The 24472-nt window shown below is 54.2% G+C and carries 23 protein-coding genes and 1 pseudogene; 15 read left to right on the forward strand and 9 right to left on the reverse strand.

Going from position 1 to position 24472, the window contains the following annotated elements; translation table 11 throughout:
* Positions 1–16: 16 nt before the first annotated feature.
* Positions 17–220: pseudogene (locus tag ACWWJF_RS17690) on the reverse strand (transposase); the annotation flags it as partial.
* Between the two features lie 86 nt (positions 221–306).
* Here ACWWJF_RS17690 and ACWWJF_RS17695 point away from each other — a divergent pair.
* The 9 genes from ACWWJF_RS17695 (at position 307) to ACWWJF_RS17735 (ending at position 8562) form a co-directional block, all read left to right on the forward strand.
* Entirely contained in the window at positions 307–834 is a 528-nt protein-coding gene (locus ACWWJF_RS17695) for a dihydrodipicolinate synthase family protein (RefSeq protein WP_455870157.1), read from the forward strand.
* Between the two features lie 67 nt (positions 835–901).
* Positions 902–1129 (forward strand): glycoside hydrolase family 88 protein, encoded by a 228-nt coding sequence (locus tag ACWWJF_RS17700; protein WP_455870158.1) that lies wholly within the window; start codon positions 902–904, stop codon positions 1127–1129.
* Positions 1130–1178: 49 nt separating this feature from the next.
* The gene (locus tag ACWWJF_RS17705) at positions 1179–2000 is read left to right on the forward strand and encodes a glycoside hydrolase family 88/105 protein (protein ID WP_455870159.1); all 822 of its coding nucleotides are present in this window, start codon (positions 1179–1181) and stop codon (positions 1998–2000) included.
* Positions 2001–2316: 316 nt separating this feature from the next.
* The gene (gene epd / locus ACWWJF_RS17710) at positions 2317–3333 is read left to right on the forward strand and encodes an erythrose-4-phosphate dehydrogenase (protein ID WP_455870160.1); all 1017 of its coding nucleotides are present in this window, start codon (positions 2317–2319) and stop codon (positions 3331–3333) included.
* A gap of 76 nt (positions 3334–3409) precedes the next feature.
* Entirely contained in the window at positions 3410–4573 is a 1164-nt protein-coding gene (gene pgk / locus ACWWJF_RS17715; protein ID WP_455870161.1) for a phosphoglycerate kinase, read from the forward strand.
* Between the two features lie 136 nt (positions 4574–4709).
* Entirely contained in the window at positions 4710–5786 is a 1077-nt protein-coding gene (gene fbaA / locus ACWWJF_RS17720; protein ID WP_455870162.1) for a class II fructose-bisphosphate aldolase, read from the forward strand.
* A gap of 160 nt (positions 5787–5946) precedes the next feature.
* Positions 5947–7115, forward strand: a protein-coding gene (locus tag ACWWJF_RS17725; protein WP_455870163.1) for an IS3 family transposase whose coding sequence is annotated in 2 segments (ribosomal slippage) — positions 5947–6202 and positions 6202–7115 — 1170 coding nt in all. Because the reading frame shifts where the segments join, the coding sequence is not laid out codon by codon here.
* 74 nt (positions 7116–7189) lie between these two features.
* A complete protein-coding gene (gene mscS / locus ACWWJF_RS17730; RefSeq protein ID WP_455870164.1) occupies positions 7190–8053 on the forward strand; it encodes a small-conductance mechanosensitive channel MscS in 864 nt (287 codons plus the stop codon).
* A gap of 119 nt (positions 8054–8172) precedes the next feature.
* Positions 8173–8562, forward strand: coding sequence for a hypothetical protein (locus ACWWJF_RS17735; protein WP_455870165.1), 390 nt, complete (start codon positions 8173–8175; stop codon positions 8560–8562).
* Here ACWWJF_RS17735 and ACWWJF_RS17740 read toward each other — a convergent pair.
* Positions 8556–9764, reverse strand: a complete 1209-nt coding sequence (locus tag ACWWJF_RS17740; protein WP_455870166.1) for an IS256 family transposase — start codon at positions 9762–9764, stop codon at positions 8556–8558. The genes ACWWJF_RS17735 and ACWWJF_RS17740 overlap by 7 nt on opposite strands.
* Before the next feature lie 72 nt (positions 9765–9836).
* Here ACWWJF_RS17740 and ACWWJF_RS17745 point away from each other — a divergent pair, with 72 nt between their 5' ends.
* From ACWWJF_RS17745 to ACWWJF_RS17755, 3 genes are all read left to right on the forward strand, one after another.
* On the forward strand, positions 9837–10379 hold the full coding sequence (locus ACWWJF_RS17745) for an MFS transporter (protein ID WP_455870167.1): 543 nt from the start codon (positions 9837–9839) through the stop codon (positions 10377–10379).
* 116 nt (positions 10380–10495) lie between these two features.
* The gene (locus ACWWJF_RS17750) at positions 10496–11017 is read left to right on the forward strand and encodes a 1,2-dihydroxy-3-keto-5-methylthiopentene dioxygenase (protein ID WP_455870168.1); all 522 of its coding nucleotides are present in this window, start codon (positions 10496–10498) and stop codon (positions 11015–11017) included.
* Positions 11018–11442: 425 nt separating this feature from the next.
* Positions 11443–12609 (forward strand): nucleotide sugar dehydrogenase, encoded by a 1167-nt coding sequence (locus tag ACWWJF_RS17755; RefSeq protein WP_455870169.1) that lies wholly within the window; start codon positions 11443–11445, stop codon positions 12607–12609.
* Here ACWWJF_RS17755 and nhaA read toward each other — a convergent pair.
* The 7 genes from nhaA to ACWWJF_RS17790 form a co-directional block, all read right to left on the reverse strand.
* Positions 12606–13973, reverse strand: a complete 1368-nt coding sequence (nhaA, locus tag ACWWJF_RS17760) for a Na+/H+ antiporter NhaA (protein ID WP_455870170.1) — start codon at positions 13971–13973, stop codon at positions 12606–12608. The genes ACWWJF_RS17755 and nhaA overlap by 4 nt on opposite strands.
* A 136-nt stretch (positions 13974–14109) precedes the next feature.
* The gene (gene kdpD, locus ACWWJF_RS17765) at positions 14110–16785 is read right to left on the reverse strand and encodes a two-component system sensor histidine kinase KdpD (RefSeq protein WP_455871156.1); all 2676 of its coding nucleotides are present in this window, start codon (positions 16783–16785) and stop codon (positions 14110–14112) included.
* 43 nt (positions 16786–16828) lie between these two features.
* Complete coding sequence (gene kdpC / locus ACWWJF_RS17770; protein WP_455870171.1) at positions 16829–17404, reverse strand: potassium-transporting ATPase subunit KdpC; 576 nt, start codon at positions 17402–17404, stop codon at positions 16829–16831.
* An 11-nt stretch (positions 17405–17415) separates the two neighbouring features.
* A complete protein-coding gene (kdpB, locus tag ACWWJF_RS17775; RefSeq protein WP_455870172.1) occupies positions 17416–19464 on the reverse strand; it encodes a potassium-transporting ATPase subunit KdpB in 2049 nt (682 codons plus the stop codon).
* 15 nt (positions 19465–19479) lie between these two features.
* Positions 19480–21165, reverse strand: a complete 1686-nt coding sequence (gene kdpA, locus ACWWJF_RS17780; RefSeq protein ID WP_455871157.1) for a potassium-transporting ATPase subunit KdpA — start codon at positions 21163–21165, stop codon at positions 19480–19482.
* A 250-nt stretch (positions 21166–21415) separates the two neighbouring features.
* A complete protein-coding gene (locus ACWWJF_RS17785; RefSeq protein WP_455871158.1) occupies positions 21416–21709 on the reverse strand; it encodes a YciI family protein in 294 nt (97 codons plus the stop codon).
* Between the two features lie 113 nt (positions 21710–21822).
* Positions 21823–22026: a helix-turn-helix domain-containing protein gene (locus ACWWJF_RS17790; protein WP_196907968.1), complete on the reverse strand. Its 204-nt coding sequence runs from the start codon at positions 22024–22026 to the stop codon at positions 21823–21825.
* 106 nt (positions 22027–22132) lie between these two features.
* Between ACWWJF_RS17790 and ACWWJF_RS17795 the strand changes: the two genes are divergently transcribed.
* From ACWWJF_RS17795 to istA, 3 genes are all read left to right on the forward strand, one after another.
* A complete protein-coding gene (locus ACWWJF_RS17795) occupies positions 22133–22405 on the forward strand; it encodes a helix-turn-helix domain-containing protein (protein WP_455871159.1) in 273 nt (90 codons plus the stop codon).
* 41 nt (positions 22406–22446) lie between these two features.
* On the forward strand, positions 22447–22764 hold the full coding sequence (locus tag ACWWJF_RS17800) for a hypothetical protein (protein ID WP_455870173.1): 318 nt from the start codon (positions 22447–22449) through the stop codon (positions 22762–22764).
* 169 nt (positions 22765–22933) lie between these two features.
* Positions 22934–24463 carry an IS21 family transposase gene (istA, locus tag ACWWJF_RS17805; RefSeq protein WP_455870174.1) on the forward strand — a complete coding sequence of 510 codons (1530 nt, stop codon included), beginning with the start codon at positions 22934–22936 and terminating at the stop codon, positions 24461–24463.
* Positions 24464–24472: the final 9 nt, after the last annotated feature.

Raw genomic sequence — 24472 nt, forward strand, 5'->3', positions numbered from 1 at the left:
GGGGTGACCATCTCATTAGGCCAAACACGCGTTTCATCATCAGGACTGTGGTGATGGCCATATCTGAGTAGTGGAGCGGTCGTCCACGCCGTTCAGTAGTCGTTTTTTCCGTCCATGCAGCAATGGCTGATTCATCTAGCCATACGGTTAGAGAACCGCGCTGCTTGAGGGCCTTGTTATAGGAGGGCCAGTTAGTGATTTTAAAATTTTGTTTTGCCATGGAGACCTGATGTTGAAACAACTATGGTGATCTGATCCGATGATTACCCAAACTTTCTATTTATTCAACAAAGCCTTGCTGATGCGGTGGCTATTCCTCAATTATTATATAACTTCCCGGCATTAACCGGACAAAACCTGTCCGTAGAGTTAATTGGTCGTTTGGCAGACAGCTGCGCCAATATTGTGGGCATCAAAGATACCGTTGATTGCATGAGCCATATTCGCCAGGTGATCACGGAAGTGAAAGGTCGTCATCCTAATTTTCTGGTGTTCTGCGGTTTTGATGAATACGCCCTCGATACGCTGCTGCTCTGCGGTGATGGCGTAATTCCCGCCACCTCCAATTTTGCACCGGAAATCACCTGCGGTATCTATAAGGCATTTTTGGATAAAGATATGGTTGCGGTGCAAGCGCTGCTGCGCCGCCTGGCCGTGCTGTCGAAGAGCTATACTCTGGAAGTGCCTTTTACCGGCCTGATAAAAGAAGCGATTCGCCTCACTGGTTCGTCAATTTCTGCCGCCGTGTCCGCGCCTGCGACGCCGCCCAGCCAGGAAATGAAACAGCACCTAATCGCGCTGCTGCGTGAGGCTAATATCGCCATTGGGGAATAACCTCCCCACGTTACAGAGACGCTGCTGCTAAGCGCGTCTCTGTAGCCTAACCTTCAGGAAGAAACCCATGCTGGATAAATCAGTCATCACCACAAAACTCGCCGCGTTGTATCAGGAGATCATTGCCATCCGTGAGGATGATGCCTATCTCAAATCCATTGGTGCCTACGGTTCAGATATGTCTATCGAACTGTGGGACTGGTCGCAAGGCGTCGGATTGTATGGCATTTGGCGCCTGTACCAAGCGACCGGGGATAAGACCTATGTCGACTACCTGAGCGAGCGCCTGGTTTGAACGCTATCAGGCTGAGGCGGCAGTGAAGAATGTCAACCACGTCGCGCCGATGCTGACGCTGGTGCCGTTGCTGGAGCAGCAGGAAAATGCGCAGTGGCGCGCGCTGGTAAATGAATACGGCGAGTGGATTGAGCAGGGCCTGCTGCGTACCGAAATGGGGGGATTCGCCCACACCACGGCTACGCGCAATAACGAAGGGCAATTGTGGGTCGATACCCTGTTTATGAGCGGTCTGTTCCACGTTAAGGCCGGACAACTGCTCAACAAGCCTGCCTATTGCGAAGACGTCATCTACCAGTTTTTATTGCATACGCAATTTTTAAGCGATCCTGTCAGCGGCCTGTGGCGACACGGCTGGCATTTCACAGAAAAACACCACTTTGCTGGAGCGTTGTGGGGCCGGGGCAATGGCTGGGCGGCGATAACGGCGGTTGAACTGCTGGAATTAACGCGAGCAAGTCACTCTGCGTCGTCGCGTTTTATTGAACAGAACTTCCTGCGCCAGAGCGAAGCGTTGTTAAGCGCCCAGGCGGAAAACGGCATGTGGCACACGCTGCTCAACGATCCGCACAGTTATCAGGAGTCGTCGGCGACGGCGGCGATTGCCTACGCCTTTCTGAAAGGGTATCGACTCGGCATTCTCGATAGCCGCTTTGCCGATGCTGGCGTTAACGCCATTGCTGCGCTTCTGGCGCGTATCGATCAACAAGGGCAACTGGCGGAAGTCTCTTCCGGTACACCGGTATTCATGACATTGCCAGAATATATCGATGTGCCGATCCGCCAGCGCTCCTATGGGCAGTCATTGGCAATGCTGGCGTTGGCAGAAATGTTGCGACATCCTAATCTCTTGGGCACCAAGCCCGTCTGATACACCGGTTTGCATGGCAAGACACCGTTTCTTGTCATGCTGATTCACCCTTTTCTTTGAACTACGTCACTGTTCTGCAAGCGCTCTGGCCGAGATATTTCTTTTGATGAAAATTTGCATTATGCTAGCTGAAGCGTTTCAGTTGGCGTAACTAGGGCGATTGATCCCGAATAGCGGCGAATTTATCCCGCAGATGGATCGTCAAGGGCAGGGGTGTTGCCCAAGAATAGTCTTACTTAACAGTTTATTCTGCTGTTGGTACTGATTATTCTATACCCTACATAATTCGAGTGTTCAGCTTGATACAGAGAATGCGATGACAATTCGTATTGCGATAAACGGTTTTGGTCGTATTGGCCGCAGCGTGTTACGGGCACTGTACGAATCCGGACGCCGGGCCGATATTAGCGTGGTGGCGATCAACGAGCTGGCGAGCGCGGAAGGTATGGCGCACCTGCTCAAATATGACTCCAGCCATGGACGCTTTGCCTGGGATGTGCGCCAGGAGTGCGACCAGCTCTACGTGGGCGATGACGCCATTCTGCTATTGCATCAGCGTGAAATTGAGGGGCTGCCTTGGCGAGCGTTGAGTGTCGACGTGGTGCTTGATTGCAGCGGCGTCTATGGCAATCGTGCGCACGGCGAAGCACATCTGGCCGCCGGTGCGAAGAAGGTGCTGTTTTCTCACCCCGGTGCCAATGATATTGATGCCACCGTGGTGTTTGGCGTCAATCACGATACGTTGAAGCCAGAACACCACATTGTGTCTAACGCCTCCTGTACCACCAACTGCATTATCCCCATTATTAAATTGCTGGATGAATCGTTCGGCATTGAAAGCGGCACAGTCACCACGATCCACTCTTCGATGAACGATCAGCCGGTGATTGACGCGTACCACAGCGATTTGCGCCGCACCCGCGCGGCCAGCCAGTCCATCATTCCCGTGGATACCAAACTGGCGGCAGGCATTACGCGTATCTTCCCGCAGTTTACTGACCGTTTTGAGGCGATTTCGGTACGCGTGCCAACCATCAATGTCACAGCCATTGATTTAAGCGTAACGGTAAGGCAAGCGGTAAATGTTAATGAAATCAATGCGATTTTTCAAAAATCAGCGCATGGAGCATTTCGTGGTATAGTTGACTATACGGAATTACCTTTAGTTTCAGCTGATTTTAATCACGATCCGCACAGTGCCATTGTCGACGGTACGCAGACGCGGGTCAGTGGATCGCACCTGATAAAAACGCTGGTCTGGTGCGACAACGAATGGAGCTTCGCCAATCGAATGCTGGATACAACACGCGCGATGGCAGCCTGCGTTTTTTAGTTATATGCAATTGAATTGTCAGGGATTTTAATCTCGATCACACAACTTTATAAGAGAATCAACAAGAGGATTCACCATGTCTGTAATTAATATGACCGATCTGGATCTGGCGGGTAAACGCGTACTGATTCGTGCGGATCTGAACGTGCCGGTTAAAGAAGGTAAAGTGACGTCTGATGCGCGTATCCGTGCGTCGTTGCCGACCATTGAAATCGCCCTGAAACAAGGCGCGCGTGTCATGGTGACTTCCCACCTGGGACGCCCGACCGAAGGGGAATACAACGAAGAATTCTCCCTGCTGCCGGTTGTTAACTATCTGAAAGATAAAATTTCTTTTCCAGTTCGTCTGGCGAAGGATTATCTGGATGGCGTTGATGTTGCCGAAGGCGAGTTGGTGGTTCTGGAAAACGTTCGCTTCAACAAAGGCGAGAAGAAAGACGACGAAGAGCTGTCGAAGAAATACGCAGTGCTGTGTGACGTGTTCGTCATGGATGCCTTTGGTACGGCGCACCGCGCTCAGGCTTCTACCCACGGGGTAGGCAAGTTTGCTGATATCGCCTGTGCAGGCCCGCTGCTGGCAGACGAACTGGAAGCGTTGGGTAAAGCGCTGAGCAACCCAGAGCGTCCGATGGTGGCTATCGTTGGCGGTTCTAAAGTGTCTACCAAACTGACCGTGTTGGGCTCATTGTCCAAAATCGCTGACCAACTGATCGTCGGCGGCGGCATCGCCAACACCTTCGTGGCGGCACAGGGTCACAACGTGGGCAAATCGCTGTACGAAGCGGATCTGATCCCTGAAGCGAAAAAACTGCTGGAAACCTGCGATATTCCGGTACCGAGCGACGTGCGCGTGGCGACGGAATTCTCCGAAACCGCAACCGCAACCTTGAAGTCTGTTACTGCCATCAAAGATGATGAACAGATTCTGGACCTGGGTGATGTCTCCGCTGAGCGTCTGGCCGATATTCTGAAAAACGCCAAGACTATCCTGTGGAACGGCCCGGTTGGCGTGTTCGAATTCCCGAACTTCCGCAAAGGGACTGAAATTATCGCTCAGGCGATTGCAGACAGCGAAGCGTTCTCCATCGCCGGCGGTGGCGATACGCTGGCTGCGATTGACCTGTTAGGTATTGCAGACAAGATTTCTTATATTTCTACCGGCGGCGGTGCCTTCCTGGAGTTTGTGGAAGGTAAAAAACTGCCTGCGGTAGTCATGCTAGAAGAGCGTGCTAAGCAGTAATGCCGCTTTGCCGGTGATGTCACCCGGCAACCCGTTGCTCCCTCGCCGAGTGGGCAACGGTGGGTTCGGACGCAGTGAGTCCGGCCCGTAGTCAATTATCTCAACCCTCCACGGCCAACAAGACGGGACACGTAACATGTCTAAAATTTTTGATTTCGTAAAACCTGGTGTCATCACTGGCGATGACGTTCAGAAAGTTTTCGCAGTAGCAAAGGAAAATGGCTTTGCTCTGCCCGCAGTCAACTGCGTCGGTACTGACTCCGTCAATGCGGTGCTGGAAGCGGCAGCGAAAGTTCGCGCACCGGTTATCGTTCAGTTCTCTAACGGGGGGGCCGCGTTTACAGCGGGTAAAGGCCTGAAAGCGGAAGGTCAGAAAGCCGCTATCCTCGGTGCCATCTCTGGCGCACAACACGTTCACCTGATGGCTGAACACTATGGCATTCCTGTTATCCTGCACACTGACCACTGTGCGAAAAAACTGCTGCCTTGGTTGGATGGTCTGCTGGAAGCCGGTGAAAAACACTTTGCCGCAACCGGCAAACCGCTGTTCTCCTCCCACATGATCGACCTGTCGGAAGAGTCTCTGGAAGAGAACATCGAGATTTGCAGCGAATACCTCAAGCGCATGGCAAAAATCAACATGACGCTGGAAATCGAACTGGGTTGCACTGGCGGTGAAGAAGATGGCGTGGACAATAGCCACCTTGATAACTCCGCACTCTACACCCAGCCGGAAGACGTGGCTTACGCCTACGAAAAATTGCACGCCATCAGCCCGCGTTTCACCATCGCGGCATCGTTCGGTAACGTGCATGGCGTATACAAACCGGGTAACGTGCAACTGACTCCGAAAATCCTGCACAATTCGCAGAAATATGTCTCCAAGAAATTCAACCTGCCGCATAACAGCCTGGACTTCGTGTTCCACGGCGGTTCCGGCTCTACGGCAGAAGAGATCGCCGAAGCGGTGAGCTACGGTGTGATCAAAATGAACATCGACACCGACACCCAATGGGCAACTTGGGAAGGCGTGCTGGCGTATTACAAAAAGAACGAAGGCTACCTGCAAGGGCAGTTGGGTAACCCGGAAGGCGCAGACAAGCCGAACAAGAAGTACTACGATCCGCGCGTTTGGCTGCGTGCTGGCCAGGCAACCATGGTTGCTCGTTTAGAAAAAGCGTTTAAAGAACTGAACGCGATCGACGTTCTGTAATCTATATTAATAAGTGCATTGATAAACAATGCATGAAAATAAGAGACTCCTTTTATCAGGAGCCTTAATTTTTTCTGGCCTGCGTTGTGTAGTGGCACACTTATACTGGCCACCTGATCGGAGGTGATATGCTCACCTCATCAACACGACAGGTGACCTCATGGGTAAACATTTTACGGCGGAATTTAAGCTCGAAGCCGCAAAGCTGGTTGTCGACCACGGCTACACATACGTTAAGGCCGCAGAGGCGGTTAATGTCAGCCATTCTGCCATTAGTCGCTGGGTCAATAAGCTTCGCCTTGAACGACAAGGAAAAACGCCAACGGGACTTCCTCTTACCCCTGAACAGCTCGAGCTGCGTGAGATGAAGAAAAAAGTCCAATGCCTTGAAATGGAGAACGAAATCCTAAAAAAGGCTACGGCGCTCTTAATGTCGGACTCACTCAACGGTTCACGGTAGTCGACAGGCTGAGGGCGCGATACCCGGTCACGGCGTTGTGCCAAACTTTTGAGGTACATCGCAGCAGCTACAGGCACTGGCAGGCTTCCGCTAATGAACCCGACGGTGAGCGCGTGGTTAAGTGTAGCCGCGTCATGGAAGCCTGGAACGCCAGCGGCGGCTCTGCCGGCGCTCGAAGTATCGCGACCATCGTCACCGGCAGCTCCGGTGTCAAAATGGGGCGCTGGCTGGCTGGCAAGCTGATGAAGGAGCTGGGTATCGCCAGCTGCCAGCGACCGGCTCACAAATACAAACGCGGCGGCAATGAACACGTTGAAATACCGAACTATCTCAACCGCCAGTTCGCGGTTACCGCGCCGGATCAGGTCTGGTGCGGCGATGTGACCTACATCTGGACGGGCAAATGCTGGGCTTACCTTGCGGTGGTGCTAGATCTGTTCGCCCGCAAACCGGTGGGCTGGGCCATGTCGACGTCGCCGGACTCGGCGCTGACAGTTAAAGCGTTGCAGATGGCCTGGGAACTCCGGGGACAACCAACAGGAGTCATGTTCCACAGCGACCAGGGCAGCCACTATACCAGCCGTCAATACCGGCAAGCCCGGTGGCGCTGCCGGATAAAGCAGAGTATGAGTCGGCGGGGTAACTGCTGGGATAATGCGCCAATGGAGCGGTTCTTCCGCAGCCTGAAGACAGAATGGGTGCCGACAAAGGGTTACAACAGCTTCAGCGAAGCCCAGGACGCGATTATCCGCTACATCACGGGGTATTACAGCGCTATCCGGCCTCACTGGTATAACGGCGGCTTAACTCCAAACGAATCTGAGCGACTGTTCTACATACAGTCTAATGCGGTGGCCAATATTAGTTGACCACTACATTGCGGCCATTTTGGGTGTGAACCATCCCTTTCAAAGGGTGAAATGCAAAAAAGGGGAGAGTGCAAATGGAAGAACTGGATGTAACCGAAAGCCTGAGCCGTATGGGGCAATGGGTGGTCAATAATGAGGCTCTGCTGATTCAGTATGCGGTGAACGTGGTGGCCGCCATTATCATTTTGCTCATCGGCTTGCTGGTGGCGCGTGTGGTATCTAACGGTATCAGCAGGGTGATGGTGGCGCGTGGCATTGATACCACCGTGGCGGATTTTCTCGCTGCATTGGTGCGTTACGGGATTATTGCCTTTACGCTGATTGCAGTATTGAGCCGTATTGGCGTGCAAACCGCATCGGTGATTGCGGTGCTGGGTGCCGCTGGCTTAGCGGTGGGTTTGGCGCTGCAAGGCTCGCTGTCAAACTTCGCGGCGGGTGTACTGCTGGTGATGTTCCGCCCGTTCCGTACCGGTGAGTTTGTCGATTTGGGCGGGGTTTCTGGTACGGTGACGCAGGTGCAGATCTTCTCCACTACGATGCGTACGCCGGATGGTAAAATCATCGTTATTCCCAATGGGAAAATCATTGCCGGAAACATCATTAACAGCAGTCGTGAGCCGGACAGACGCACCGAAATTATCGTTGGGGTGGCCTATGATGCTGATATTGACCAGGTCAAAACGGTGCTGGGGGATATCGTCGCGGCTGATAAGCGCATCCAGCATGAGCGTGGTGTCACCATCCGTTTGAATGAAATGGCCGCGTCATCACTGAATTTTGTCGTATGGGTCTGGACGACCAACGGTGATACCATGGCGGTGAAATGGGATCTGTTAGAAAGTTTTAAACGAGCGTTGGATGAGCACCAGATCGGCATTCCTTATCCGCAAATGGATGTGCATTTGCATCAACCCCCGTCAACATCAACGAAGGCGTAATTTTCGTTAGTCCTTTTTAGGTATCCGGTGCTAAGCGCACGGATGCCTAAACGCTTTCACTCGAAAAGCAAAAAAACAGCCAGCGTATCGACCTACCCTAGCCGTCGTTATTGGTCGATATGTGTCGCGTTATTAAACTTGATAAAACTCTGTATCCCCACACCGTGGCGATCGCGATTTTTGGCATCTCATTGTTGTACAACGGGAATCGGCTTTTTTCCGCGCAAAGCCAGGCAGTGATGGTCATTGAAACGTTTCAATCCTTATGGCTGCTGTTTGGTTCGCTGTTCACCTGGTGCTATATCAGGCCGTTGCGACGTGAGACTGCTGCGAAGTCCTTTTGGCTCTGGAGCATCAGTTGGTGGATCTTATTGTTTGGTCGGGGGATCAGTTGGGGACGGGATTATTTCCCGGATGAGCCTAAGCTCTACTTTCGCATTATCTACATCGTGCTGATTGGCGTGACGGCGACCCTGTACATGATTCTGTGTAAATGCTTTTCTCAGTAGTGACCGTCCAGGCGGTCACCGAACTCGATAATAAAACGGCTCATTGCCATACGCCAGTCCCGCAGTGGCATCGTCCATTTCTGTGAGGCCGACTGGATTGCCAGCCACACCACCTTTTTCACTGCGTCGTCAGTCGGGAACACCTTGCGTTTTTTAATCGCATGCCGGATCACACTGTTCAGCGACTCGATGGCGTTGGTTGTGTAGATGACTTTGCGGATATCAGCCGGGTAAGCGAAGAACGTTGCCAGATTGCTCCAGTTCGTCTGCCAGCTCCGGCTTATCTGTGGATAGCGGCTGTCCCATGCGCTGGCGAATGCTTCCAGCGCCTGCTGGCCTGCTTCTTCCGTAGCGGCCTGATAGATGGCTTTCAGGTCGCGTGTGACAGCTTTGTAGTCCTTCCAAGAGACGAACCTCAGGCTGTTGCGTACCATGTGCACGATGCACAGCTGGATGCGGGTTTCCGGATACACCGCGTTGATGGCGTCCGGGAAGCCTTTCAGACCGTCAACACAGGCGATGAGGATATCGTTCAGGCCGCGGTTTTTTAGTTCTGTCAGCACATTGAGCCAGAACTTCGCGCCCTCGTTTTCGGCCAGCCACATACCCAGCAGTTCTTTCTGGCCCTCGATGTTGATACCCAGTGCCAGGAGCACGGATTTATTGATGACGCGACTGTCCTGCCGGACCTTCAGGATGATACAGTCAAGGTAAACAATGGGATAGACTGCATCCAGTGGACGATTTTGCCATTCAGTAACCTGTTCCATCACGGCGTCGGTGACCTTCGAGACCAGCGCCGGTGAGACATCCGCGTCATACAGCTCTTTGAACGCAGACGCTATCTCGCGGGTGGTCATCCCTCTGGCGTACAGGGACAGGATTTGGTTATCCATCCCGGTGATCCGGGTCTGGTTTTTCTTCACCAGTTGTGGTTCGAAGGAGCCATCACGATCGCGCGGAGTACGTAGTTCCAGAGGGCCATCGCCGGTGGTCACGGTGTTTGTGGAATAGCCGTTGCGGGAGTTGGCCCCCGGTTTGGGCTGATTTTTATCGTAGCCCAGATGGTGGGACATTTCGGCGTTGAGAGCAGCCTCAACGCTGATTTTCTTCAGCAGGCGATCGAATTGGCTGAGATCGTCAGGGGTTTTGAGATTTTTGGCCAGTTCGTTAGCCAGAGCCTGCAACTGTTTTTCGTGCATAAATTAACCTGTTTTTGATGTTGGATTGAACATATCAAAATCAGGCAATTACACAAATTTATGTACAGGGTCATGCCGGGCAACGTTGCGGTGTGGATGGTGGGCGGTTTCTATCTCTCGCTGATGCCTTCATTGCTGGCGCAAAATACGCCAGCGGTTTCCCCCTGGCTAAGCGGAATATCCGTCGCAGCCCTGACGCTAAGCGGTGCCGTGGCGATTCTTCTGGCACGGCGCACTGCCGCAACACCGACACTGCGCGCGGGCTCACTCTGCTTGATTGTAGGCATGACGCTGATGTTGTTCGCCGTCCATCGCGCCAGTACCGGTTGGCTGCTGGCGGGGGCATGCATTACCGGGCTGGGGTTTGGCATGGCATTCCTCGGCGCGCTACGTAGCGTACTTCCGTTGGCAAAGCCGCACGAACGAGCAGGCCTCACTGCCGTGTTCTACATCGAAAGCTACTTGGCAAACAGCGTGCCCGCCATCATCGCAGGCTATCTGACGCAGCATTTGGGGTTGATCGACACCACGTACATATACGGTGGCGTAATCCTTACGCTGGCGACGTTGGCCATCGTGCTAACGTTCATCCCGCGGTTAACAAAAGAAAAATAAAATTAACAAAATCATAACACTAAACAACCTGGCAGCATAAGATATAAAGAATTCGTCTTGCGATTTATCCCTGCAAAGCGAATGGTTATGGTCTACCTCTTTTGCGGAGAATATCCATGACCACATTATCCATATTCCAACTACCGCACACTGCACAACCCGCGGAGCAACTGGCCGCCTTTGACGATATCGCCGAGTTGCTCGCGGGTGCCGGAATCCAGCTCGAGCGTTGGGAGATTGTCTCACTGTCCGCAACGGCGGACAGTGACACCCTGCTCAGTCATTTTCAGCAGGATATAGAGCACCTTAAACGGCAAGAGGGTTACACCGCCGCCGATGTGATACGTATTACGCCGGATCACCCCGACAAACAGGCACTGCGTGAGAAGTTTTTACAAGAACATACCCACAGCGAAGATGAGGTACGTTTTTTTGTCACGGGAAGCGGCACGTTCTTCGTTCCGCTGGGCGACAAGGTGTTTCGTTTAACCTGCGAAGCGGGTGACCTGTTGCGTGTTCCGGCCAACACCCGCCACTGGTTTGACTGCGGCGCACAGCCGGATTTCACCGCCATCCGTATTTTCACCAATCCGGCAGGATGGGGGGGGCATTTCACCGGTCAGGAAACTTTCTATTAGTCTGCGCCGAGCAACATACCCTCACAAAGAAGACCTTTCAACTGGTGAGAAACGTCAACGCCACACGACAATCAAGCGTGGCGTTTTCTGATAGCAACACCCCGCCATTTACCTTATTGCTAACAAAACCCCTTCAGGCGAATCTGAAATGACGCAACGAGCACAGCATCGTTTTGGCAATTTTTAAAATTCATGCACGTACGCTCTCTATACTGTCCCCGGATTTTTCAGGCGGATTTAACACATATCGTTATACACATCTTTCTAATGCACTTTTTAATCAATGAGTTACGGGTTTATCTCAGAGTGGCATTTTGAACCTCAAAAAGCCAATGGGATGGCTTGAATGCCTTAATTCACGGGGTTCTGAGCATCCTGTTCAAAAAATGGCCAAAAGATGTGTATAACGATATGGATTTAACATGATGAAATGTACTATCGCGGGCACCGGTTACGTCGGGTTGTCGAACGCAGTGCTATTGGCCCAGCACAATCAGGTGGTGGCTCTCGACGTTGTCGAACACAGGGTGGCACTTTTAAACCAGAACGTGTCGCCGATTGTTGATAAAGATATTGGCCATTATCTCAAGGAAAAACCGCTCAATCTGGTGGCTACAACGGATAAACAGTTGGCCTATCAGGACGCGGATATCGTGATTATCGCCACGCCAACCAACTACGATCCCATCACCAATGCGTTCGATACCCAGTCGATTGAATCCGTAGTGCAGGATGTGTTATCCATCAACCCCGATGCGCTTATCGTCATAAAATCAACGGTTCCCGTGGGATACACCCAACAACTGCGGTGCACCTTTGCCACGGATAATATTATTTTCTCTCCCGAATTTCTGCGCGAGGGAAAAGCGCTGCACGACAATCTCTACCCTTCACGCATTGTCATTGGAGAACGCTCGCCGCGCGCAGAACGTTTTGCCGCCTTGCTACTGCAAGGGGCAATCAAGAAAACGGTGCCAGTGCTCTACACCGATGCCACGGAAGCGGAGGCCATCAAGCTGTTCGCCAATACCTATCTCGCCATGCGTGTCGCCTATTTCAACGAACTCGATAGATATGCACAGATGCATACGCTGAATAGCAGACAGATTATTGAGGGGGTCGGGTTAGATCCGCGTATCGGCTCGCATTACAACAACCCGTCATTTGGTTATGGCGGCTATTGTTTGCCCAAAGACACCAAGCAATTTTTAGCCAATTATGCCAGCGTCCCTAACCGGCTAATTTGTGCCATCGTCGAGGCAAATCGCACGCGTAAAGATTTCATTGCCGATGATATTCTCAAACATAATCCCAGCGTGGTAGGTGTTTATCGTCTGGTGATGAAAACAGGCTCCGATAACTACCGCGCTTCAGCAATTCAAGGCATCATGAAACGGATCAAAGCCAAAGGTATTGGCGTCGTGGTCTATGAACCGGTGCTGACGGAAGAGACATTTTTCCGCTCTCCAGTGATAAACGATCTGGCAACGTTCAAACACAAGGCTGATTTGATCATCTCAAACCGCATGGCGCCGGAGTTGGAGGATGTCGCGGATAAAGTCTATACCCGCGACCTGTTTGGTTTGGATTAAACCGGTTGACCGGCCTGCTGCACACGGCGGCGACGCGCATAATACCGGCCCCACAGCAGGCCCAGCGTGGCCGCAATCAGCGAGCCCAACAGCACCCCTAGCTTGGCCGCGCCCAGCAGTTGCGGATCGTCGAAGGCTAACATGGCGATAAAGATCGACATGGTAAAACCGATACCAGCGAGCAGCCCAATCAAAAACACACCGCGCCAGGATACCTCTGGCGGTAACTGGCACACACCAAAGCGTACCATTAGCCAGCTAACACCGACTACGCCCAGCAACTTACCGGCTACCAGTGCCAGCGTAACGCCCATCATCACGCCGAGTGGCCCCGCGCCCGACAAATCAATGCCATTCATGCTTACCCCTGCGTTCGTCAGAGCAAACAACGGCATCACGCCATAAGCCACCCAAGGGTGCAGCGCCATCTGCACGCGAGTGACAGGCGGTAACACTTCACGCTGAGCACGGTGTAACTGCTTAAGCGGTGTGACTAACTGCTCCGCAGCCTGTGTATCCTGCTTGTGCATCAGATCGCGCACAATGTAAGAAAGGCGCTCCAATGGACGCTCCTTCATCACCCGCACGGAGGTAACCGGGGTGATGAGTCCTAAGACTACCCCCGCTAATGTCGGGTGCGCTCCCGTGAGCAGAAAACCCAACCACACGATGATACCGGGAATGACATAGGCCCAGGCCGACCCGATGCCAATCTTCTGAAGCCCAAACACCATCAATACGCCCACCAGCACAGGGATCAAGCCGTGGTATTCAAGCCCACCGGAGTAGAAGAACGCGATGATCAAAACGGCGATAATGTCATCGATAATGGCTAACGCCAGCAAAAACACCCGTACATTGCCGGGAATGCCTTTGCCCAACAGTGCCAGCACCCCCACGGCAAACGCGATATCCGTTGCCGTCGGCACTGCCCAGCCTTGTTGCTGCAACGGCGTGCTGTTCACACTCAGATAAATCAACGCGGGTACTATTACGCCGCCCACGGCGGCAGCGATCGGAAGCATAGCTTGCCGCAGGCTGCTCAGCGCACCTTCATGAATTTCACGACGGATCTCCATACCGACCACTAAGAAGAACAGTGTCATAAAGGCGTCGTTGATCCAGAAATGCAGTGAATGCGCGATTTCCGTGTTGCCAATGCTAAAAGAGATCGGTAGATGCCAGAGCGCATGGTAGCTTTCCGCCCACGGCGAATTGGCCCAAACCAATGCCGCAGCAGCAGCCACGAGCAGCACAATGCCGCTTACCGCTTCAATATGGAGAAAACGTTCAAGGGTGGCGAAAGCGCGTTCCGCCAAACGCTGAGCACGAGGAATGCCCTGCGGGGACAGGTGTCGATTCATGGTTATTATCACTCCGCGTGGCGGCCCGACCAACGCACAAACCTGTCTCACCACAACATGTGGCTAACACCCGTCACCTTTTTACCGACAATGTTGGATGAGTTCAAGTATTTTACATTGATTTACAAGCTATTTATTAAGATGATTCCAGCATTTCCGGCACTGGCGACAGAGGGAGTTGTACCGTAAAACAGGCTCCCCCTTCTGGCCGATTGGCTGCACTGATCTCCCCGTGGTGAAGCATCACGATCGCACGACAAATCGCTAATCCCATCCCGACACCCGGAATGGAAGACTCCTCATTACCACGGGTGAACTTCTCAAAGATATGCTGTTCGCTGCCCAAGGTGATTCCGGGGCCGTCGTCCCATACCTCGATCCTGATTTTCCCCGGCAACACGCGAGCCCGAATTCCTATCGCCCGCGCGCTGCCCGCATATTTCAATGCGTTTTCCAGTAAGTTCGCAAATACACGCTCCAGCAGTGCGCCATCGGCCTGAAGCAACACCATCTCCTGCGGTAGATCCAATTGCACCGCATCGGCGGGCAGAAGCGCCTCAAGGGATTTCAGCGCACCGCCAATGACCTCATCCAGCGCGACCCAGTCGGTTTGCAGGCGGAAGCCTTCCCCTTCAATACGTGCCATATCCAGCATGTTGTTCACCAGGCGAATGGTACTCAACGTTTGCAGGCGAAGTGCACCCGCTTGCGGCGCGTGCGGCGATCCTTCCGTGGAAAGATCGAGCAGCAGGATCTCCGCCTGACCAAACAGCACCGTCAGCGGTGTGCGCAGATCGTGAGACAGCGCAGCCAGCAAGGAATTACGCAGCTCTTCCCGCTCAGCCACCAGACGTGACTGTTGTTCGCGCCGCGTCAGAGCAAGACGCAGCAACGCACCGGAAATCAGCATTACAAACGTCTCCAGCAGCCGCTGCTGTTCGGGTATCAACAGGTGACGCAGGTTGCTTGGCTCAATAATCAGCAACCCTAACGTGTCCTCGGAAGAGATTAACGGCAGCACTTTATAAGGCACGCCGGGCAGCGTATCCGTTCCTGCGCCCGCCACATGCCCTTTCTCAAAGCTCCATTTGACGATAGCGGGATCGGGAATGGTATGCAGCAAACGCTCGGCTGGCGCGATCGGTTTTCCCTGCGCGTCTGGCAGCCAGATTTCACAGCGGGCAAACAGTGCACTGCCCATCACCCGCTGGCAAATCAGCGCAATATCGTTCGGCGCTCGCACCCGGCTCAACCCGTCGGCCATTTCGTACAGGTAACGCGCGCGCTGCTCCCGATGTCGGGCACCCCGCGCCTGATAGCGCACCCCCGCCGTCAGGTTGCCGGTGATCGCGCCCACGGTCAGCATCACCGCAAAAGTCACCAGATACTGCGCATCGCTGACGGCAAAGGTACCTTCCGGCGCGACAAAAAACAGATCGAACGCCACGATATTGAGTATTGCCGCCACCACCGAGGACAAACGGCCAAAACCAATGGCAATCAGCACCACGCCCAATAAATAGACCATCACCAGATTGATCGGCGAAAAGTCGGGCAAAATCCATTTGCTCACCAGCGTAATCAACGCGCATAGCGCGGTTGCAGCCAGACAGCCGCGCGCTTTCTGGCGCAACTTATCCGGGCTGAGGTGTGTGTCTATGCGCGGTGCCGCATGCACGTCAGGCACATCATCCAAAGCTACAATCATCAAGTCGAGATCCGGCCCAAGGCGGCTTAGCCGACGCGCAAAATGATTAGGCAACGCCCAACGGCGCTGCGGCGGCCTTCCCATAATGATTTTGCCGAGGTTATGCTCACGTGCGTAGCGCAGTACCGCTTTCGCTTCATCGGGCTCAGATAAGGTGGCGGTAACAGCACCCAGCTTCTGTGCCAGTTGCAAGGTGCGCAGAATTCCACGCCGACGCACTTCGCCCTGCCGATGCCGCGTGGGCGTCTCCACCGTTACTGCATGCCATTCGCTACCGAGTTTGGCGGCCAGCCGGGCGGCAATGCGCACCAGCTTTTCACTGCCGGTGTTAGCGCCAATGCACAGCAGGATCGCATCGCGGGTGTGCCAGACACGTTCCTCTCGCCCGCTGGCATCACGCCAGGCGCGCATCTGATCGTCAACGCGATCCGCCGTGCGGCGCAGCGCCAGCTCCCGCAGCGCAAACAGATTACCCTTACGAAAAAAGTTCTCGATGGCGCGCTCTGCACGATCGCCCACATATACCTTGCCTTCTTTCAATCGTTGCCGCAGGTCGTCCGGCGGCAAATCCACCAGCACCACTTCGGTAGCCGAGTCAAAAAAAGGATCGGGGACGGTTTCCTGCACCCGAATCCCCGTGACGCCGCTGACCACATCATTGAGGCTTTCCAGATGCTGCACGTTCACCGTGGTCAGCACATCAATGCCAGCATCCAACAGTTCATCGATGTCTTGCCAGCGCTTGGGATGGCGCGAACCCGGTGCGTTGGAATGCGCCAGCTCATCCATCAGAATCACGGCAGGACGCCGCGCCAGAGCGGCATCCAGATCGAACTCCAGATGACGATGTCGTCCCGTCGCACGTCGGGCAAGGGTTTCCAATCCTTCCAGCAGCGCAGCGGTCTCCTGTCGGCCATGGGTTTCCACCACGCCCACCAGCACATCCAACCCCTGCGCACGCAATCGTCGTGCCTCTTGCAGCATGGCCCAGGTTTTCCCGACACCCGCGCAGGCACCAAAGTAGATTTTCAGTTTGCCGCGCCCTTCGCGGTCAGACTGAGCCAGCAGCGCATCCGGATCGGGACGCAGGGGTTCTTCCTTCATCACAATACCTTTCAAGTCATCCTCTGTTCAGGATAGCGAAGCCTCACGGTTTCGGCACGGCATCCAGCGCCATGTTTAACGCCAGTACATTAACCACCGGCTCTCCGATAAAGGGCAACAGCGGACGTCGCGTGTTCTCCAGCACCAGTTGGCGCAACGTTGCTTCTGGCAAATGGCGCGCTTGTGCCACACGCGGAATTTGCCACGCCGCAGCAGCAGGAGAAATGTGCGGATCCAATCCGCTGGCGGAGGTCGTCACCAGTTCCACCGGGACGAACGCATTGGCCTGTGGATTCGCCTTACGCCATTCGGCAACGCGCTGCGTTATGGCCTCATCCAATGCCGGATTGCTGGGTGCCAGGTTACTGCCAGAAGAGGCCAACGCATTATAGGGTGAGTCAGCCGTTGCCGAGGGCCGCCCCTGAAAATAATCCGGGCGGATAAAAGACTGACCGATCAGTGCCGAACCGCGCACCTTGCCTTCCGGCATCGCCAGCGAGCCGTTAGCTTGCACGGGAAACCACCACTGTGCCAACCCGGTTGTCAGCAACGGATAGCCCGCCCCGACAACCAGTGTCAGCAGGATAAAAAGCGAAATTGCAGAACGTAACAGGTTCATTGATATTCTCCTTAAACCCAACCCAACGCGGTCAGTATCAGGTCAATCGCTTTGATGCCAATAAAAGGCACTACCAGCCCCCCCACGCCATAAATCCACAGGTTGCGGCGCAATAGCGCGGCCGCTGGCATCGGGCGGTAGCTCACCCCTGTCAATGCCAGTGGAATCAGCAGTACGATAATCAAGGCATTAAAAATCACGGCCGACAAAATGGCAGAAGCTGGCGAATGCAGCCCCATCACGTTAAGGGCATTCAGCGGTGGATAGGTCATCGCAAAGGCTGCGGGAATAATGGCAAAATATTTAGCGACATCGTTGGCGATACTGAACGTGGTTAACGAGCCACGTGTCATCAGCATCTGCTTACCGATATGCACCACTTCGAGTAGCTTGGTCGGGTTGGAGTCCAGATCCACCATGTTGCCTGCCTCTTTCGCCGCTTGCGTACCGGAATTCATCGCCACCGCGACATCCGCCTGCGCCAGCGCGGGGGCGTCGTTGGTGCCATCCCCTGTCATCGCCACCATGCGTCCTTCTGCCTGATATTGACGAATCAGCGCCAGCTTGGCTTCGGGTGTGGCCTCCGATAAAAAGTCATCGACACCCGCTTCAGCAGCGATGGCGGCAGCGGTCAGTGGGTTATCGCCCGTGACCATCACCGTCTTGATCCCCATGCGGCGCAGTTCAGCAAAGCGTTCTTTAATACCGCCTTTGACGATATCCTTGAGCTCGACCACGCCCATGACAGTATTATCTTCCGCCACCACCAGCGGTGTTCCGCCTTTGCGCGCCACCGATTCCACCAGAGCTACCACATCTGCAGGGAAACGCCCGCCGTTGCTTTCAACGTGCCGACGAATCGCGTCCGCCGCGCCTTTACGCAACATTTTTTGCCCGACATTGACGCCACTCATGCGTGTTTGCGCCGAAAAAGGGATAAAGGTGGCGCTCAGGCTCTGCAAATCACGCTCGCGCAGATTGAATTTTTGCTTAGCCAACACCACGATACTGCGCCCTTCCGGCGTTTCATCGGCCAGTGAGGCCAATTGCGCAGCGTTTGCCAACGCGGATTCACTGATGCCGCTGGCAGGCAGGAAAGCGCTGGCCTGTCGGTTACCCAGTGTGATGGTGCCGGTTTTATCCAGCAGCAGCACATCCACGTCGCCAGCAGCTTCCACCGCGCGTCCACTGGTGGCGATCACATTCGCACCCAGCATACGACTCATGCCCGCAATACCAATCGCCGAGAGCAATGCGCCAATGGTGGTAGGGATCAAACAGACCAACAAAGCCACCAGCACCGTAATACTGACAGGTGTACCGCCCCAGGCAGAAAACGGATACAGCGTCGCTGTCGCCAACAGAAACACAATCGTGAGTGAAATCAGCAGAATGGTCAGTGCCATTTCATTCGGCGTTTTACGCCGTTTGGCCCCTTCTACCATGGCGATCATGCGATCCAGAAAGGTTTCACCGGGATTGACGCTGCACCGAATCACCAGCCAGTCCGAGAGAATGCGCGTGCCCACGGTTACCGATGCGAAATCGCCGCCGGCCTCGCGAATCACTGGCGCAGACTCACCGGTAATAGCGCTTTCATCCACGGAAGCGCCCCCGGCCAGTACTTCACCATCACACGGGATAATGTCACCCGCATCCACTCGCACATAATCGCCTTTGCGCAGGCTGTCTGCGGCAACCTTCTGCTGGGCAGATTCAGGCTCCGGGCCAGAGAGCTTTTTCGCCCAATTGGTGCGCGTAATGCCTTTTAAACTCTCGGCCTGAGCCTTACTGCGTCCTTCCGCCAGCGCTTCGGCAAAATTAGCAAACAGTACGGTGAACCACAGCCACAGGCTAATGGCCGCCGTGAAACCCAGTTGTCCCTCACTCCACCCCAGCGCCATGCCCACGGCCAACAACGTGGTGAGGATGCTGCCCAGATACACCACAAACATCACCGGGTTACGGTATTGCACGCGAGGGCTAAGCTTGGTCAATGATTCAGTCAGCGCAGCACACCACAGTGTGCCGCGCTGTGAAGACGCGATTTGATGTGTCATAGAATTCTCCGGCGATTAGCGTGCCAGCAACTGCAAATGTTCGATAACAGGCCCCAGTGCCAACGCAGGGATAAACGTCAGTGCACCAATCAGCAACACGGTGCCGATAATCAGCGCGACAAACAGTGCGCCGTGCGTCGGCAACGTACCGGGGCTGGCGGGCTGGATTTTGCGAGCCGCCAGTGAACCGGCAATGGCCAGCAGCGGGATAAAAGGCGCAAAGCGTCCAATCAACATCGCCGCACCCAGCAGCAGGTTCCAGAACGGCGTATTGGCAGAGAGCCCGGCAAAGGCGCTGCCATTGTTGTTGGCCGCAGAAGAGAGCGCATAAAGCACTTCGCTAAAACCGTGCGGTCCCGGGTTGAAAATTCCGGCGCGCCCGGCATCGGTCATCATCGCTAGTGCCGTACCCAACAGCACCAGTGACGGGGTGATCAGGATATAAATCGCCGCCATCTTCATTTCCGGTACACCGATTTTCTTTCCCAGATATTCCGGCGTGCGGCCAATCATCAACCCGGCAATAAACACCGCCAGCAGCACGTTCATCAGCATGCCGTACAACCCCGAGCCAACACCGCCAAACACCACTTCCCCCAGTTGCATCAACCACAGCGGAATCATTCCCCCCAGCGCGGTAAAGGAGTCATGCATGGCGTTGACCGCACCGCACGATGCCGCCGTGGTGATCACGGCAAACAGGCTGGAATTGAGAATACCGAAGCGGCTCTCCTTCCCTTCCCAGTTCATCGCGCTGTCCGCGCCAAGCAGTGTCAAATTCAGGTTACCCTTCACTTCCGCCATCATGACCAACACCGCCGCCACCACAAACATCAACGTCATGGCCCACAACAGGGTTCGTCCCTGCGCCCGGTTGCGCACCGTTTCGCCAAAGGTGAAACACAGCGCGGCCGGAATCAGGAAAATCGCCAGCATCTGCACAAAATTGGTTAACGCGGTGGGGTTTTCGAACGGGTGAGCAGAGTTGGCATTGAAAAAGCCGCCGCCGTTGGTGCCGAGCATTTTGATCGCTTCCTGAGACGCCACTGGCCCCATCGGCAGCGTCTGCTGTGCGCCTTCAAGCGTGGTGAGCGTCAGGTAGGGGTTAACATTCTGAATCACACCCTGACTGACCAGAAACAGCACCATCAGCAGCGACAGCGGCAACAGCACAAATAGCGTGATACGCGTCAGATCGCGCCACACATTGCCGAGTTCGTCGCTGTTCTGACGGGAAAAGCCACGCATCAACGCAAACAGTACCGCAATCCCGGTAGCTGCCGATAAGAAATTCTGTACCGCAAGTCCCACCATCTGACTGAAATAGCTCAGGGTGGATTCCCCGGCGTAGGATTGCCAGTTGGTGTTACTGACAAAGCTGATGGCGGTGTTCAGCGCCAAATGCCAGGACAAGCCTGGCAACTGCTGCGGGTTATAGGGCAAGCTCCCCTGCGCCATCAACACTACCACCAGAAAGCACAACCCAAGGGCGTTAAACAGCAGAATGGCGCACAGATACTGACGCCAGTTCATCTCGCCGTCTGACACACCGCACACACGCCAAATCCCCTGTTCAAACGCCGCCACGCCGGGTAAAGCGCGATCGAGCACCATCCCTGTAATCAACCGACCCAGCGGTTGGGCCAGCACCAATAATACGGCCAGAAAACTGGCCAGAAGTAAAAACGCATTGGCCGCCATCAGAATTCCTCCGCCCGAAACAGGGCGTAAAACAGATAGCCCAGTAAGAGAAATACCAGCACGATGCCGGTCATCAGTCCCACATTCACGGTTTATCTCCCCGCGTTTATTGAATGTGGCTCGAGTGTAAGAATCAGGGCGTAAAAATGTCGTTAATATCGCAGGCGGGGATGTAAAAAAGGTATAAAAATGCCGAGGGCATAACCAGCTCAATCAGCATCGATGAGCTGGCCGTGTTAACACGAAGGGATCACAGCAGGCCTTGCAGCGCAGGCGCCGTCATACTGGCATCAAACGGAATGATGTCTGCATGGGCCAGCCCCTGTTTCTGAAACGGATCCTGACTAAGGCGCACCTGCAACTGCTCGAGGCTGTCGCTTTTCGCCAAAATGACGCCGCCAGTGCGCGGAATGCGGCGGCCTGATGCGAGAAAAACACCGTCGGCATAGCCCTGCTTTAACCATCCGACATGGGCAGGAATCTGTTCATCAATCGCCTCAAGCGGCTGTACATACGTCAGCACCACCACATAAACCACACTCATTGTAATTTCCATGTATTAAGTAAGGGATAGAGTAAGGCTACTCCTCGACAGGGGAGGCATGAAGCGCTTTTTTGTTAGAGAATCTAAGGCATATGCCATTTTCTAGACGTGGGCTAATAGCGCGAAGGCCAAATCTCTTCAGGGCGTTTATTCAACGCGTTAGCAATCAGCCGTTCGCCTTTGGGCCAGCGTCGCACCAACGCATTTGACAGTGTTGATGACGCCAATCCCGCTTCTCGGGAAAGCGCTGACAGCGTTGTGCCACGCTTTTTCAAACCCGCTACGATATCTGCCGGGTGCCAGTCCTTACCGTCCATTACCATCCCCCGATGTTATTATGTGCGAATGTTCAGCATATCTAAACAACTGCAATGTTAAGTAATGCTAAACACTAAGTCAATATCGATTATCGATGGTGCCATGATGCTACCTGCTCGCCTTAAATCCGCCCGCCTGCATGCCAAGTTGACTCAGGAAAAACTGGGAGTGCTCGCGGGTATTGAAGAAGCGACCGCGCGTTCGCGTGTCTCACAGTATGAAAGCGGCACCTATCGCCCCACATTCGAGATGATGTGCGCCTTTGCCCGCGTACTCGGCGTACCGGAAAGCTATTTTTATACCGTCGATGACGACTTCGCAGAACGCATTTTGCTGTTGTATGAAAGTGACCGCATACAGCAAAAAAAGAATGCATAGGACAGCGTAAAAAAACGCGCTAAACAGAGGAAGGAACCACAGTGCAATTGCTTGACAGGGATGCGTTTTCTGATTTTTTTGCTGCTGAGGGTGATGAACGGGCCTGCGCCAGACGTCATGCATTTTTCAAATACCATAAAGGGACCGAGCAAACGGCGTCCTCACGAGATGACTATCAGTCCACCTTTATGAGCGTCTACGGCATCTATATTGACTGGCGGGAGGGTATTTTCAGCCTGTTGGAGGGAATCTCGCACTGTCTGGGAGATGCGGTTTTTTCTACTGAATTTGACTACGACAGCGACGTTGAAACCGCTACGGTCAACGTTGCTGGCGTTCAGTGCATATTCGCATCGTGATCGATCAGTGATTCGCATGACAATCGATCACGATTTCGCATCTAAGGTCGATCACTGATTCGCGTCGTATCGATCACTCCGGGACTTAACTCTTCTAACCTCCTCTCCGTTCGCAGTTTCTACTGAAATGGAGATAACGATGGCCAGAAAGAGAAAAAGCAGGAGTCCCATGGAGACTTGTCTTCAGATCTTCAAACTCAAATTTGAGTGCAACCAGTCTAATCGCACCATCGCCGCTGCTCTTAGGGTCAGCCCTTCCACAGTTTATGAGGTGCTCTCCCGTTTTACCGCCGCATCGCTGTCGTGGCCATTGCCTGATGCGCTCTTGCCAGAAAAACTGGAAAAGATGCTGTTCCCCACCCGCAGAATGCGCACCTCGGAGCTTATCGCGCCAGACTGGCTGTATATCGATACCGAGCTAAGACGGCCAGGGGTTACCAGGCAGCTGTTGTGGATAGAATACAGCACCGAAACCGGAGAAATGGCGCTGGGCTACTCTCAGTTCTGCCGTTGTTATCGCCAATGGAAGAAATGCCAGAAACGCTCGATGCGCCAGACCCACCGTGCCGGTGAGAAGCTGTTCATCGACTTCTGCGGGCCCACGGTGCCGGTATCCGACCCCGATACGGGAAATGTGCGCCGGGTCGCCATCTTCGTCGCTGTCATGGGAGCGTCAAATTATACCTATGCAGAAGCCTGCCCCGGTCAGGACATGATGAGCTGGCTGAATGCTAACAGCCACTGCCTGACCTTCCTCGGCGGCGTTCCAGCCCTGCTGGTACCCGATAATCTGCGTAGCGCGGTGAGCAAAGCAGATCGCTACGAGCCGGTCATCAACGACAGCTATCAGTCTTTGGCCTCGCATTACAGCACGGTAGTGATGCCAGCCAGACCCTACAAACCGAAAGACAAGGCCAAAGTGGAAAACGGCGTCCTGCTGGTCGAAAGGTGGCTCCTGGCGCGAATACGCAATGAAACCTTCCATACGATGCATGCGCTCAACGTCAGGCTCAGTGAGCTGATGATCGAGCTGAATAACCGGCCAATGAAAGGTTATGGGGGCCAGAGCCGAGCGCAGCGCTTTGCGCTGCTCGATGCGCCGTGCCTGCAGCCGTTGCCAGCCATGCCCTATGAATACACCGAATACCGTGCGGTGAAGGTCGCTCCTGACTATCACGTCGAATACGACCGCCACTGGTACTCCGTTCCCCATGAGCTGGTTGGTGAAAGGCTGTCGGTAAAAGCGGGTCAGACGTTGGTCCAGGTCTGGCATAAGGGCCGCTGCGTGGCTCAGCACCCTCGCAGCGATCGGCAGTACAGCCACAGCACGAATCCGGCACACATGCCGGTCAATCACCGCGGGCACAGCAGCTGGACACCTGAAAAGCTGCTGGATAATGCCGCGAGAACCGGCAAGGCGACCCGGCAGGTGGTGGAAGCGATGCTAAACGCGAAGAATCATCCTGAGCAGGCTTATCGGGCTGTTCTCGGCCTACTGTCGCTCCAGAAAAAATACGGTGCCGAACGGCTGGAAAAAGCCTGTGACAAGGCCTGCGGGCTGAACCATCCGGAAAGGCGTTTTATCGAGAATCAGCTGCGTCACAACAGGGAGGGCATCGGAGAAACAGTTAAAGGAAATAGAGAGTTACAGCTTCCACTGGAGCACGAGAATCTGCGTGGTCCAAAATATTACCACTGAAAAAGGGAG

The sequence above is a fragment of the Symbiopectobacterium sp. Eva_TO genome (genome assembly GCF_053848865.1).